At 52.7% G+C, this 14,096-nt stretch carries 16 protein-coding genes; 2 read left to right on the top strand and 14 right to left on the bottom strand.

Features of this window, described 5'->3' with window-relative positions:
• Positions 1 to 64 precede the first annotated feature (64 nt).
• The 10 genes from Ga0123462_RS06340 to Ga0123462_RS06385 all read right to left on the bottom strand — a co-directional run bounded on the left by Ga0123462_RS06340 (position 65) and on the right by Ga0123462_RS06385 (position 8,428).
• Complete coding sequence (locus Ga0123462_RS06340; protein WP_100265528.1) at positions 65 to 271, bottom strand: YgaP family membrane protein; 207 nt, start codon at positions 269 to 271, stop codon at positions 65 to 67.
• A gap of 31 nt (positions 272 to 302) precedes the next feature.
• Positions 303 to 695, bottom strand: a complete 393-nt coding sequence (locus Ga0123462_RS06345) for a DUF302 domain-containing protein (protein WP_198507301.1) — start codon at positions 693 to 695, stop codon at positions 303 to 305.
• Positions 692 to 1,030: a rhodanese-like domain-containing protein gene (locus tag Ga0123462_RS06350; RefSeq protein ID WP_100265530.1), complete on the bottom strand. Its 339-nt coding sequence runs from the start codon at positions 1,028 to 1,030 to the stop codon at positions 692 to 694. Before Ga0123462_RS06350 ends, Ga0123462_RS06345 begins: the two co-directional genes overlap by 4 nt.
• A complete protein-coding gene (locus Ga0123462_RS06355; RefSeq protein WP_232726383.1) occupies positions 1,030 to 1,452 on the bottom strand; it encodes a rhodanese-like domain-containing protein in 423 nt (140 codons plus the stop codon). The genes Ga0123462_RS06350 and Ga0123462_RS06355 overlap by 1 nt, the downstream gene beginning before the upstream one ends.
• Before the next feature lie 76 nt (positions 1,453 to 1,528).
• Positions 1,529 to 1,936, bottom strand: a complete 408-nt coding sequence (locus tag Ga0123462_RS06360) for a rhodanese-like domain-containing protein (RefSeq protein WP_100265532.1) — start codon at positions 1,934 to 1,936, stop codon at positions 1,529 to 1,531.
• A 196-nt stretch (positions 1,937 to 2,132) separates the two neighbouring features.
• Complete coding sequence (locus Ga0123462_RS06365; RefSeq protein WP_100265533.1) at positions 2,133 to 2,357, bottom strand: YgaP family membrane protein; 225 nt, start codon at positions 2,355 to 2,357, stop codon at positions 2,133 to 2,135.
• A 26-nt stretch (positions 2,358 to 2,383) separates the two neighbouring features.
• On the bottom strand, positions 2,384 to 5,686 hold the full coding sequence (locus Ga0123462_RS06370; RefSeq protein ID WP_100265534.1) for an efflux RND transporter permease subunit: 3,303 nt from the start codon (positions 5,684 to 5,686) through the stop codon (positions 2,384 to 2,386).
• The gene (locus Ga0123462_RS06375) at positions 5,686 to 6,711 is read right to left on the bottom strand and encodes an efflux RND transporter periplasmic adaptor subunit (RefSeq protein WP_100265535.1); all 1,026 of its coding nucleotides are present in this window, start codon (positions 6,709 to 6,711) and stop codon (positions 5,686 to 5,688) included. Before Ga0123462_RS06375 ends, Ga0123462_RS06370 begins: the two co-directional genes overlap by 1 nt.
• Positions 6,708 to 8,093 (bottom strand): TolC family protein, encoded by a 1,386-nt coding sequence (locus Ga0123462_RS06380; protein WP_100265536.1) that lies wholly within the window; start codon positions 8,091 to 8,093, stop codon positions 6,708 to 6,710. The genes Ga0123462_RS06375 and Ga0123462_RS06380 overlap by 4 nt, the downstream gene beginning before the upstream one ends.
• 5 nt (positions 8,094 to 8,098) lie before the next feature.
• A complete protein-coding gene (locus tag Ga0123462_RS06385) occupies positions 8,099 to 8,428 on the bottom strand; it encodes an ArsR/SmtB family transcription factor (protein WP_100265537.1) in 330 nt (109 codons plus the stop codon).
• A 97-nt stretch (positions 8,429 to 8,525) separates the two neighbouring features.
• On the opposite strand from Ga0123462_RS06385, the gene Ga0123462_RS06390 reads away from it, so the two are divergent.
• Entirely contained in the window at positions 8,526 to 9,443 is a 918-nt protein-coding gene (locus Ga0123462_RS06390) for an ATP-binding cassette domain-containing protein (RefSeq protein ID WP_100265538.1), read from the top strand.
• A complete protein-coding gene (locus tag Ga0123462_RS06395; protein WP_100265539.1) occupies positions 9,440 to 10,216 on the top strand; it encodes an ABC transporter permease in 777 nt (258 codons plus the stop codon). Before Ga0123462_RS06390 ends, Ga0123462_RS06395 begins: the two co-directional genes overlap by 4 nt.
• Before the next feature lie 67 nt (positions 10,217 to 10,283).
• On the opposite strand, the gene Ga0123462_RS11485 is transcribed toward Ga0123462_RS06395, so the two are convergent.
• The 4 genes from Ga0123462_RS11485 to Ga0123462_RS06410 all read right to left on the bottom strand — a co-directional run bounded on the left by Ga0123462_RS11485 (position 10,284) and on the right by Ga0123462_RS06410 (position 14,096).
• On the bottom strand, positions 10,284 to 10,448 hold the full coding sequence (locus Ga0123462_RS11485; RefSeq protein WP_198507302.1) for a hypothetical protein: 165 nt from the start codon (positions 10,446 to 10,448) through the stop codon (positions 10,284 to 10,286).
• Positions 10,449 to 10,482: 34 nt separating this feature from the next.
• Positions 10,483 to 11,940 (bottom strand): NAD(P)/FAD-dependent oxidoreductase, encoded by a 1,458-nt coding sequence (locus tag Ga0123462_RS06400; protein WP_100265540.1) that lies wholly within the window; start codon positions 11,938 to 11,940, stop codon positions 10,483 to 10,485.
• 462 nt (positions 11,941 to 12,402) lie between these two features.
• Entirely contained in the window at positions 12,403 to 12,777 is a 375-nt protein-coding gene (gene crcB / locus Ga0123462_RS06405) for a fluoride efflux transporter CrcB (protein WP_232726684.1), read from the bottom strand.
• Positions 12,777 to 14,096 carry a replication-associated recombination protein A gene (locus Ga0123462_RS06410; RefSeq protein ID WP_232726384.1) on the bottom strand — a complete coding sequence of 440 codons (1,320 nt, stop codon included), beginning with the start codon at positions 14,094 to 14,096 and terminating at the stop codon, positions 12,777 to 12,779. Before Ga0123462_RS06410 ends, crcB begins: the two co-directional genes overlap by 1 nt.

Consider the following 14,096-nt stretch of genomic DNA (forward strand, 5'->3'; position numbering starts at 1 on the left):
ATTTCTCTCCTCATTAGCAAAGGGCTCTGCCCCAGTTATTACTCTGTTTTGTCTGTAATTCTGATCAACCCTTGTTGCCGCAGGTGTTGATACCCAGCAGCGGATAAAGCGGGCAGAACTTAATCAGCACTGTCAGTACAAATACGCTGCCGGCACCGATTGCCACAGCATTCCAAGGGGAAGCCAGGCCACCCATATAACCGAATGCGATCAATGCCGCACCGGCAACCAGACGAATTACGCGATCCACTGTTCCTACATTTGCTTTCATATCATCTCTCCATTGTCTAATTTATATTTTTTTATTTGATGCTTTCGAGCGCCTGCTCAAGCAGTGGCCTCGCATCGTCGGCCAGTTGATTCAATTCACTGTTATCGAGCATGCCGACCATGGCCAACGGATCAATCACCGACACCACAGTCTCATCACTCTCATTCTGATAGACGATCACATTGCAGGGCAAAAACAGCCCAAGCTCTGCCTCGGCATTCAGCCCTCTATTGGCAAGATTCGGATTGCATGCACCCAGAATCACATAGGGCCTGCGATCCACATTGATCTTGTTTTTCAGTGTTGCAGCCACATCAATACGGGTAAGAATTCCGAAACCCACCTCTTTCAAGGCTGCTGTAATGGCTGCTTCCGCCTCGTCGAGGCTGCCGTCATACACGGCTCTTATGCCATAGCTGTTCAATTCACACCTCCTTCGACCGGATAACCACTGTTGCTCCATGCCATGGTTCCCCCATCGACATTGATCAGGTTATTAAATCCAAGCTGCTGTTTAAGGTAAACAGCAGCCTGTGCAGAACGTGCTCCGGAGTGGCAGATAAGGAAAACATCACCCTCTTTCGGTACCTCATTGGCACGAGACATCAAAGTATTGAGCGAGATCAGTCTGGCGCCAGGAACATGGCAGGCGCGATACTCTTCCGGTGAACGCACATCGATCAGTGTAAATGGGCGATTGTTTTCGCGCGCCACCAGCCAACGTGGATAGAGCTGATCTACTGTTACTGCATCCAACATTATTTCACCACCTGATATTCTGCATCTTTCCAGGCAGTGATCCCGCCCAGCACATTCTCAATATTACTGTAGCCTGCTCTGGCCAGAATGCCAGCCGCCTGAGCTGAGCGCTTGCCTGAACGGCAGTAGACATATACCTGCTTATCTTTCGGCACCTCATTCATGCGCACTTCCAGTTCCTGCACCGGAATAAGCCTGGCGCCCTCGATATGCCCGTCGGCATACTCCTCGGGCGTTCGCACATCGATAAACTCAAAAGGTACGGCAGACGAGGCCCCCTGATTCCAGTGTTGATATGCGTGTTTCACCTCGGTGTTTTCGTAACCTTCGGCAACTTTCTCACCAAATCCGCATGCTGCAGCCGTTACCGGCAACAGAAACAGTGCGATCAGCATGATCCAGACCTTCTTTGCAACCATCATCTACTCCTCTTTCCTTTCATTATTATATATAAGCAAATCGTAATATGCCTGTGCTTCGTTTCTGTGACAATGTCACTTAACCACGACTGCGTACCGGTAATCCGGCACTGCTCCATGCACCCATGCCACCGGAGAAGTTGTAGACCTCTTCATAACCGGCGTTGGCCAGTGCAGTTGCAGCCATCGATGAGCGGCCACCGGAGGCGCAGATCACTACAACCGGCTTCTCTTTCTGAATTTCATGCATGCGCTCCTTTATTTCCCCTAAAGGAATATGAACCGCATTTGCAGCATGTACTGCGTCCCACTCATGCTGCTGGCGCACATCAACCAGCGTATGTGATTGATTACGCATCTGCATGTAATCGGCCGCCGAAAGTGATTTTACGCCCGACATTTTAGGGCCAATCACCCGCTGCCAGAGAAACCAGCCGATCAGCAGAGCGATGAAAATGTAAACAGCATTCTGTTGCATAAATTGCATCTATCTTTCCTCAATTCCTGAAATTAATTATCAGCGGGTACAGACGGTTCACGTATGGGAGGGGGGGAGAGAAATCCGCCTGCACCCGCCGAAACATGGCAATGGAGCGCTCTTATGCTATTGTGCAAACAGCAGCAACAGCCATTGCTCGTTCTTTATTTCACTATCGCGCAAATAAGAGCAACACCCATTGCTCTTATTTACTTGCTTCACAGCAGGATTTCATGCCCAGCTTGGAAAGAATGGTTTCCATCAGGCACCAGTTGGTGAAACCTGACTGCAGCAGGTTTGCACCGACAAATGCGGTGAACCAGAGCCAGGTCGGCTCGGTCAGTACCACGCCGTTATAGAGGTGGGCCAGATATAGGCTCAGTAGTATAAATGAGCCTGCAATAATACGAATAGTGCGTTGAATCGTCACAATAGTGCTCCTTGGATTGATTTTTTTTATTTGTTCGATGGCAGCGTCGAGTAGTCCTGTTCGGACTCCCACGGACGATCTTTATGCCAGAGGTAGTACATCAGAGGCGTCACAAAGAGGGTCAAGATCGTGGCCGCCAGAGTTCCGAATGCCATTGATACACCGAGACCTCCGAATACCGGATCGGTAATCATGATCGAGGTTCCGGCAATCACGGCAAGGGCAGTCAACAGAATCGGACGAGCCCGAACTGCACCCGCTTCCAGAACAGCCTCTTTTACGCCATTTCCCTGCTTACGGTAATCAACAATAAAGTCGATCAGCAGTGTCGAGTTACGCACCACAATGCCGGCAAGTGCGATCATGCCGATCATCGAAGTAGCGGTGAATGGCTGGCCGGTAATCCAGTGGCCGGGAAAGATACCGATCATGGTCAGAGCGGTTGGCGCCATCACCATCATCGGCAGAACAAATTCACCATAATATGCCACCATCAACAGGTAGATCAGCACCAGTGCCACGATAAAGGCGGCTCCCAGATCACGGAACACATCGAGGGTGAGGCGCATCTCACCATCCCACAGCATGTGATAGCCGAAGGTGTTCTCAGGTGCAGTGTCGGTAAAGCGCATGCCGCCGGTCATTACGGTCGCACCCGGCACTACCTCCTGCCCATCCAGCTTGCCATCCATCTCAAGCAGCGGATAGACCTGTGACCCCTGCTTCGGCTCAGCCATGACGTAGGTAACCTGATGCCCGTCCTTGGTGTAGATCGGTTTGGCGACAATGCCCTCCTCAATCACAGCGATTGCTGAAAGCGGAACCGCCCCCTGCGCACCGCTGACATATATGCGGCTCAGATCCTCGGCATGGGCACGCAGTGCTTTCGGCAACTGCACATGCAGGCGCACCTGATGGCGCTCCTCGTCAATATGTACGGCACCGAAATCATAGCCCTGCAGGAAATCGTGCAATGCTGTAACCACCTGCTGGGTGGCAACGCCAAGATGCGACGCCTTCTCTTTATCCAGACGAACATTGAGTTGCTGCTGATCGTCACCGACAGAATCATCAATATCGGTCACATCGTAGGTTTCGGCAAACCTCTTACGCACCTCTTTGGCCAGTTCTCGCTGGGTTTCGTAATCAGGCCCATAGATCTCGGCCAGCAGCGTTGAACGAACCGGTGGGCCCGGCGGATCTTCCACCAGCTTGATATTAGCCGACGGATTGGCATCAATCACAGGGACCATCAGCTCACGCAGTTCCAGAACGATAGCTGCAGAGCGGATCGAGCGCTGGTGCTTGTCCACCAGGTTGACGCGAATCTCGGCAAGGTTAGAGCCCTGCCTGAGCACTGCACCGCGCAACATGCCATTGAAGTCGACAGGACCTGCCTGACCTACAAATGTTTCGTAATCAACCACCATCGGATGGGCGCGCAGAACACTGCCCACCTGACGGGCAACACGGTCACTCTCCTCGAGAGTCGAACCCTCCGGCAGGTCGATGGTAATATTAAAGGTGTTGTTATTGCCCTTTGGCAGCATCTTCAGCTCAACGCTGCCAAAGGTAAGCGGGCCGTTGATGCCGGCAGGACGGATGAACTGCCAACCCGGCTGAATCATCGCCCCGACAAAGAGCAGTAGCGTTGCAATCCAGAAAAGCTTGCGAACACGCTTATCCTCAATCAGCGGCACGGCATAACGCATGTAGGTGCGATATACCCAATCTTTCTCGTTATGGTTGTTATGATTCTGTACGGCAGACACATTTTTCGTTGGCAGAAAACGCTGCGCTATCCACGGCGTGAACATGTATGCGATCACCAGTGATGCGGCCATGGCTACCGGCGCATTGAACGGAATCGGCCCCATGTACGGCCCCATCATACCGGTTACAAATGCCATCGGCACAAAAGCGAGTATCACGGCAATCGTGGCGATAATGGTCGGCTTGCCCGTTTCATTAGTAGCCATGACAATCAGCCGTGCCTTATCCGCCGCATCCCTCACACCTTTGTGGAGATGGCGGTGGATATTTTCAATCACCACGATGGCGTCATCAACGAGCAGGCCCAGCGACAGAATCAGTGCAAAGAGAGTAATACGGTTGATCGTCTGGTCGGCCATAAGCCCGATCGCCAGCACCACGAATAGAATCAGCGGGATGTTGAGCGTAACGATCGTCGCTTCACGCCAACCCAGGAACAGCAGCAAAATAAGAATGACGGTGCCAATCGCAATACCGAGATGTTCAATGAGCATGTTCACTGCGGCATTGGCACGCTGACCGGAGTCACGGGTAACCGTAGCTGTCACATTGTTGGGGATAAAATCACCCTTCAGCTCGTTCAGCTTCGCCTCAATGCGCTGGGTAACGACTACGGCATTTGTACCCCGTTTCTTGGCCAGTGCAATCGAAACGGCTGGAAGCTCAGGTTCAACGTCTGTGGAACCGCCTGCGACTGAACTTCCGAAACCGATACGGTGGAAGTTTTCCACCTCGGCCGGACCATCAGTGATGGTGGCGATATCCCTGAGGTAGATCGGCTTGTCCTGCCACTGGCCGACAATCAGTTGCCCGACCTCATCAGCAGTTTTCAGATAGCCATCAAGCCATATCTTGGTTTCACGGTTATTGCCCACCAGTGAGCCGACCGGGCCGCCTGCATTGGCGGAGACCAGCACACTGTGCAGTTGATCCAGCGGAATGCGGTAAGCTGCCAGACGGGCAGGATCAAGGCGGATGCTGATCTCATGATCGCGGCCACCGATAATTTCGGCTACAGATACACCTTCCAGCGGAGCCAGCTGATCACGAACCCGCTCGGCCAGGCGCTTGAGCGCCAACCCGTCAAGATCGCGAGAACTGAGTGTAATGACTGAAGCTGGCACATCGTCGACATCAACCGGCTTCACCAGCGGCTGCGAGGCACCGGCCGGAATGCGGTCCATGTTCTGCATAATGCGGTCGTAGAGCTTAACGAGGCTCACCTCTTTATCCTCGCCCACTTCAAACATCACGGTAACCACGGCCTGGGAATCCATCGCCATGCCATAGGTGTGCTCCACGCCTGTAATCTCACGCAGCACCATCTCCAGCGGACGAACAATCAGGTTCTGCACCTCTTCCGGGCTGGCGCCCTGCATCTGGACAAAGACATTGGCTGCAGGCACATCGATCTGCGGATTCTCTTCACGCGGTGTCACCATCAGTGCCACAGCACCGATCAGGAAGATCAGGATACTGAGCATAGGCGTCAGGTTGGTGAACATCGCCGCCTTCCCCAGGCGGCCTGCAATATTCAATGAATGATTGTCGCTCATTATTTAGCCTGTACTTTCATACCGGTAACAAGAGCCGGTGAGCCGTTCCATGCCACTGTGTCACCCTCATGCAGACCGGCCAGCACCTCGACGAGTTCATTGCGCACCTGACCGATACGAATCTGACGGTAGTTAACGATACCTTCGCTGTCTGCCACATAGATGCCGTTAAGGCCACCGCGATCGATCACAGCTGCTGCAGGCACCTGCAGCCCCTTACGGCTGCCAACCTTGAAAGCGACCTGCGCATACATGCCAGGATGCACATCATCGCGCAGTTCAAGTGCTATCTTGATCAGGAACTGGTGTGTAACCGCATCGGCCGCCTGCACAACCTGGCGAACCGTACCGGCAAAAGCCTGCTTCAGAGAAGCAACCTCGATTTCAACTTCATCGCCCGCATGGATGCCACTGACATACTGCTCGGAGACATAGGTCTCAACCAGCAGGCTGGCCGGATCCTCCAGTGTCAGAATCGGCGCTCCGGGAGATGCGAGATCGCCCTTGTTCATCTTTTTCTCGACGACAACCCCATCAACAGGAGATCGCACCTCGGCATAACTGAGCTGGTTGCGCGCCTGTTCCAGCTGTGAGCGAGCCACCTTGTAACGCAGGCGGATACGATCCAGTTGCTGCTTACTTACGGCGCTCGCCTTGAAAAGTTCCTCATACCGGTTGAGATCCGCTTTTGCATCGGACATGTCTGCCTCGGCCTGCACAACACCCTGACGGGCATTCACAGGGTCAACGCGAACCAGCACATCGCCCGCCTTAACGCTGTCCCCTTCACGAACCGGCAATTCTCGAATATATCCGGAGAGACGTGATGAAATGGATACACGGTGATCTGAGGTCACAGTGCCACTGGTGACATAGCGGACAGGAAGGTCAGCGGCAGCAAGTGTCAGAATTTCAGCCTTGGAGACCGCCTTAGTGGCAGATTCGCCTGTGCCATCATCGGAACTGCAGCCTGCAAGCAGAAGCCCTGCAGTAAGCATCGATGCAAACGCGAAATATCTGTTCATTGAATCACCTCTTCATTGAGCATGCCGATTGAGAGCAGCAATGCCGCCTGAGCAACCGTTACATCATATCTGGCTTGAATAGCCGCAACGCGCATGGAATCCGCCTGCACCTGTGCATCGAGCAGGTCGGAGGTGCTGGTCAAACCCTGTTCATAGCGCAATGACTTGATCCGCAGAGACTCAATACTCTGCTGCATGGCCTCATTTTCGCTTTCATGGCGCATTTGAGATTCGGCAAGCTGGCGCCATGCATGTGAAACCTCGTTGTGAATCTGCTGCTTGAGGTCGCCTACCCTGTACTCCAGCGACACCTCTTCTGCCTGAGCGGCACGTATCTTCGCGGTATCGGAACCGCCGGAGAAGAGATTCATGGTTACTGTAGCGCCAACCATTGTATTGCGGTTATTCATACCAAAGGTAGGTGAATTCCAATCCTGGGCTGCAACCAGATTTACATGTGGCAAAAAAGAAGCGCGCGACTGATGAACGCCGGCCGATGCCGCCTTATGCTGATTTTCAATCGCCATCAGGTCAGGACGGCTGGCAAGTGCCTTCTCTACTGCCTCATCCAGTGAAAGAGCCGGCATCTTCAACTTCGGATCCTCTTCAGTATTCAGGTGCACATCACCATTAAGACCCATCACCTGCTCAAGTCTATCCTTGCTAGAGGAGAAACCGTTTTTCGCCTCCTCCAGCTTGACGCTCATACGAAGCAGATGAACACGTGCATCCATCACATCACTCTTAATCAACACGCCGCGATTCTGCATGGCTTCGGTATCCTGCAAGCGCTTACTGGCAGCCGTGACAGCACTCTCCATCGCAGCAATCTGCGCCTGTGCCTGGCGAACACGGGCATAAGCGGAAACCGTCTGAAACACCACCTGCTGCCTCATGTAGTGATGACCATACTGGCTCGCTTCGGCCTGATGCGAAGCGATAGACCTGCCTGCCCATAGTGCACCACCCTGAAATACGGGCATCGTGACACCGATACGGGTCTGGTAGTTGTTTATGTATCCGGGATTGTTCATGAGTACCGGGTTAAAATCTGCAGCTGTAATCGCCTTCTGGTTCAGCTTGATACCGAAATAATCTCCCGGTGCATTGGTTCGTGCCACGCCTGTTGAGAGATCTACACGCGGCAGCAGACGGCCCGTGGCATCGGAAACGGATGCATTTGCCTGCTCAACCGATTGCGCATTGGCGCCCAGCATGCGGTTATGTTCAAGGGCGTACTCGACACTCTGACGCAAGGTCGAAATTTCACCGGCAACGGCAGCGGTTGCAGATAAGATCATGACTGCAGCAAACAGTGTCGATTTTATTATATAATTATAATTTACTGATACTTCTGCGCGCAGTGCAGTACGGTCGCTCATCGCCTTTACCCCTCTCCGTTAGAGGGTACGCACATTTCCGGGCAATAGATGAATTTCAACGCATGCACCAGATCTGCAAATGCCGGGTTGGCAATGCGATAGATGACTTCCTGTCCCCTCTTCTCATTTTCAAGAATGCCAAGCATACGCATCTTGGAAAGATGCTGTGACAGGTTGGACTGAGCAGCACCAGTGGCCTCAATCAGTTCATGAACACACATTGGGCGCTCCAGCAGCAGGCAGAGCACAGAGAGACGCAACTCGTGTGCGATAGCTCTCAGCCCCTGGCTGGCTGCTTTAATTCGATCTTCTGGAATTTGGATTGTCTCATTCATAGGACGAAATATATTCGATTCTTGTTATATTAGCAAGATGTAATATGAATGAGATTCCATACATTGAAGTTAGCTCCGGATATGGGAGATTAAGGGCATGGAAAGTGTGATCGTCAGCGCAAAAGCATTACGCAAAACATTCGCGGATCGAGAGGTGGTGTGCGCTGTTAACTTTGATGTGAAGAGCGGCATCTGCTTCGGCATCCTGGGCCCTAATGGCGCGGGTAAAACCACGCTGATGCGTATGCTGCTGGGGCTATCCCCGGTAACATCGGGCGAATACACACTGTTTGGCCAGCCTGTTTCCGAGGCATCGATTCACACCCGGGTCGGCGTCGTACCGCAACAGGACAATCTCGACCCTGACTTCTCCGTTCGTCTGAATCTGAAGGTATATGCAGGATATTTCGGTATTCCTGCCTCCGTAGCTGAGCCCCGCATAGAGGAGTTGCTTGAGTTTGCCGCCCTCACCTCGCGCGGCGATGATCAGGTTTCATCGCTATCCGGCGGCATGCGAAGACGGTTGATGATCGCCCGCGCCCTGATTAACAACCCGGATCTGATAGTACTCGATGAGCCGACAACCGGGCTCGACCCGCAGGCACGTCACCTGATCTGGCAGCGGCTGCGATCACTCAAAAACAGCGGCAAAACCCTCATCCTGACCACCCATTACATGGAGGAGGCTGCGGAGTTGTGCGACGAACTGATGGTGCTCGACCGCGGACATATTCTGACACGGGGCTCACCGCGTGAACTGATTGCCGAGCATGTCGAACCGGAGGTGGTGGCAGTTCGCGGCTTAAGCAATGAGCTTGATGCCATTGAGTTGTGCGAAGGGCTGGATATCCGTCTCGATCATGTCGGAGACACCTGGTTCTGCTATGGCCTTGATGCAAGACCGCTGGTATCCCGCTGCGCCGAACGAAACGATCTGATCTATATTCACCGCCCCGCCTCTCTTGAAGATGTATTCCTGAAACTTACAGGTCGTGACCTGAGGGAAGATGCATGAGCAGCTATAAGGTGATACCAGCCCACATCGTGGCCGTCTGGCGGCGCAATTTCCTAGTCTGGAAAAAACTGGCAGGCGCCTCAATGCTCGGCAACTTCGGTGATCCGTTCCTCTACCTGCTCGGACTTGGTTATGGCCTCGGCCTCTACATCGGTGACATGAACGGCATCCCCTACATGGCATTCCTGGCCAGCGGCATCCTCTGCTCCAGCGCGATGAATACTGCGACCTTTGAAGGGCTGTATTCGGCATTTACCCGCATGAACCAGCAGGGAACCTGGGAATCGATGCTCTGCACTCCAGTGCGCATTCAGGAGGTCATTGCCGGTGAACAGGTGTGGGCAGCCACCAAAAGCCTGATCAGCGGCACGGCAATCTTTATCGTTGCAGGAGTGCTTGGCGGTATCCAGCAGTGGGAAACCGCCCTCTTTGCGCTGCCGGTGATATTCCTGACAGGCCTCGCTTTTGCAGGACCCGCTCTGGCGATCTGCGCAATCTCCCCCAGCTACGATTTCTTCCTCTACTATTTCACGCTGGCCGTCACACCGATGTTCCTCTTCTGCGGTGTTTTCTACCCGATTGATACCCTGCCCGCGTTTATCCAGGTGATTGCGCAGGTGCTGCCGCTCACCCATGCGGTAGCCCTGATTCGCCCTCTGTTGACGGAGCTGCCCTTGAGTATGCCACTTCTGCATATCGGCGTACTCGCACTCTATGCGGTCACAGGATTCATCTTCGCGGCTCATCTGGCCGCCCGACGCCTGCTACGCTGAACAAATAACAAAGCCCCCTGCACAAGCAGGAGGCTTTGAAAAGCTACAACGTTTTAATCAAACGTCATTAATGATGCGACTTCGACATCAGCTTGAGCATTTTCAGATTGATGACGATAAAGCGGATACCCTGCCAGATCAGGGATGTACGCATGTAGCGGGTAAAACCGGTCGGGGCCGGCGGATAGTAAGCCTGCTGGTAAGGCTCCTTATTGGTGATTTTGTTTGCCATATCTTGCTCCTCAGAATTCTTGGTATCGATTTAATTAATCTGGCAGCACTGACCAGCCCGGTTTCAGCTTGGCCTGATAGATGAAGGTATGATGCAGAATATACTTCATCCAGTGGCCTGCCAAACCGATTTCACCGGTCGTCAGCTCAAGGTCGCGCCCTGTATCCGGATATTTTTCGAAGTCCGGTACTACCGGGAACACAGTCATCGTGGCAGCTGTACCCTTGAATATGTGCGATCCGGTTGAAGCCACGCAGGCTGCTCCCATCTCCGCCATGGATGCCGTATGCGTTGGTTCAGCAGCACCATTGACCATATCGCGGATACTCATGGCCACGGCTTTCGCCATTGTCGCCGAAGGCATGCCGGTTCTTGGCGGTGTCGGATTGATGGCTGTGCCATTGGTACTCTGCATCGGTTTACTGATCGGATGCGGAGGTGCGAAAGCAATGCCGACCGCGAATACATTTTTATACTTCGGCGTCTGGTATTTTCTTGGCCAGTCTTTGGCACTCCACTCTGCAAATGGACGTGGCGTGTAATCGGCATCCACCTTCATGAAACCGTTGGGTGCAAATACCTCACTGGTAATATCCTCACCCGCATTATTGAATGCCTGCAGACCTACACCGGCAAACGGTGGAATCAGCATGGAGAAGTCGAACTCCTGCTCGTGGAACTCCCCATCCAGCGTCTCATAATGAACCTTACCGGCCTCAACCTTCTTCACGTGAGCACGGGTAATCCACTCAATTCCACGCTCAACCATGAGGGATTCGGCAAAGGTTTTGCCATTGGTGACATAACCGCCACGTTTGATATGAACACCGCCCATACCGAAATCGCCCAGTTCGTACTCATTACTGATCCAAACAACACGGGCCATATCGCGAACACCCTCTTCACGCAGAATATGGTCGACATTATAGATATATTCGAATGCAGCACCCTGGCAGGTACACATACCGTGACCTGTTCCGATCAGGATGGTGCAGTGCTCACCAGACTTCATTCTCTCAATGACCGCCTGGAGCTTCTGGTTCGCTTCAATGGCATGGCCCGCGGTACATACCGATACGGTATGGCCGTGATCCGGACCCAGGCCCTCTGTGGCACCAAAGTTGAGCTTCGGACCAGTTGCATTGATCAGGTAATCGTACTCAACATTTTCCTGCTCACCGGCTTTCTCCGGCAGCGTATATTCAATGGTAATAAACGGAGTTGAATTTTCTCCGGCACCTTCCGGATTGATCGACAACCCCTTGGCCTGGAGAAACTTCACATTGGTTTTATTATAAACCTCGGCAAGATCGAAGGTGACCTCTTCTTCCGTCATCTGGCCAACACCCACCCAGATGTTGGATGGTATCCAGTTCCATTTGGCATTGGGCGAAACAACGATGATTTCATGTTTCTTACCCAGCCATTTATCAAGGTATCTGGCTGCGGTATGGCCTGAAATTCCTGCGCCTAATATTACGATTCGAGACATGTTTCCTCCTGCTTATTCCTCATTTCTTATAACTAAATCTCAAAATTATTGCGTGAATATATTATAATATCGTTATATGTCAACTTAATATTTCCATCATCAGGAAACAGCAATTGAATCGATGCAAGTCGGCAAACGTTATTTAGAATATTATTAAATTAATAATTCTTGATAATTTTACTCAACTTTTACATACTGGAAAATTGGATCGCCCGAGAGGCGACATAGGAGAGCAACATGAGTGAAGTATTATCAGGCTCGATGGATGGAATTATACTGGGCACTTTAGTGTGCGGCACCGCAGTGGCGTTCTTTTTATTCGTAGGTGGCGTTATTTAGTCACCAAATGCACAACATGTACCAGTAGAGGTCCCGGCTTGCCGGGGCTTTTTTTTGCCCTGATTATTGCAACCAAACAAAGGGATGATAAAACACCATCTTCTCCTTCGCCAAGTTACCCCCTCATATTGCCCTTGCGATCTGAATTCCCAGCCAGGTCAGTGTCAGGCAGACAACCACCTGACCAATCACATTACCGAATGCGAGGGAAACAGCCCCCTCCTGCAGAAGCCTTACTGACTCCAGTGAATAGGTGGAGAAGGTGGTGAAAGCGCCAAGAAAACCAACAGTAAGCGCAAGCCGAGCCACTTCACTCACCGTGGAACGCTCAATCAACCAGAAAAACAGGAAACCGAGCAGAAAACTGCCAATAGCATTTACGGCGAAAGTGCCCCAAGGAAAGGCGCCGCCAGCCATCTTCTGAATACCCGATGCCATCAGCCAGCGCATTACCGCGCCTGCTGCACCGCCAATCGCGACAGCAATCAATTGTCTCATCACGATTTATCTCCCCTGCCCTTTCGCTCATTCAGCCAATGTATGCGCTCCCTGAGTGTGCGTTCAAAGCCGCGGTCGACCGGTTTGTACAGTTCCGCATTCACACCCTCAGGAAAATGCTGCTGCGTAACCACCGCATCCTCAGCATCATGGGCATACTGGTAACCGGCGCCATGCCCAAGCTCTTTCATCAGCCTGGTCGGTGCATTCTTCAAATGTGTCGGGACATCGGTTTGCTGTGTCTCTCTGGCCAGCCGTCTCGCCCTCTTTTCAGCCATGTAAGCGGCATTGCTTTTCGGAGCGAGTGCCAGGTAGATCGCTGTCTCGAAAAGTCCCTGCTCCCCTTCTGGCGAGCCCAGAATCTCATACATGCGATGGGCATCGAGTGCCACATTCAGGGCCTTAGGGTCGGCCAGTCCGATATCCTCGGTGGCCATGCGAATCAGACGCCTGGCTATATAGAGCGGCTCCTCACCGGCCTCCAGCATACGCGCCAGCCAGTAAACGGATGCATCGGCATCAGAATCACGCACACTCTTATGCAGTGCAGATATCAGATCATAGTGGGAATCGCCATCACGATCATACCGTGCGGCCCTTCTCATGCCCTGAGCTTTAACCGCATCCTTATCCCAGCTTCTTTTCTGATCAGACTCATACAATGCTTCCAGGGCATTAAGCGCGTAGCGGGCATCGCCATCGCTTCCTGCAGCCAGCCATTTAAGTGCATCGGACTCCACATTGAACATTGGAGCTTCCTGCTGCAGAAATGTGGCCGCACGCTGAAGAATGGATTCGATATCGGATGGCTGAAGCGATTTAAGAACAATTACCCGACAACGGGAAAGCAGAGCATTATTCAGTGAAAAGGATGGGTTTTCGGTAGTGGCTCCTACCAGAACCAGTGTGCCATCCTCGATATAGGGGAGCAAAACATCCTGCTGTGCCTTGTTGAAGCGATGTATCTCATCAAGAAAAAGCAGCCATGTTTTCCCCTGCTCCTTGGCCTGACGGACCACCTGCTGCACCTCAGCCTTACCCGCGGATACGGCTGAAAGATGGGTAAACGGCACGCCTGCTGCATCGGCCATCATTGTCGCCAGCGTGGTCTTACCCACGCCAGGTGCACCCCAGAAGATACAGGAGATTGCCCGCCCCTCCTTCAGCATGGCTGAGAACCATGAATCTGGTCGGGTCAGCTCATCCTGGCCTGTAACCTCTGAGAGCGTCCGTGGCCGCATACGGTGCGCCAACGGTACAGCAATATCCGACTCAGAGACCCCTGCCTCAGGCTGAAGAAAAGAGACCTGTCGAGACAC

It is taken from the genome of Mariprofundus ferrinatatus, assembly GCF_002795825.1.
GTDB classification, from domain to species: Bacteria; Pseudomonadota; Zetaproteobacteria; order Mariprofundales; family Mariprofundaceae; genus Mariprofundus; species Mariprofundus ferrinatatus.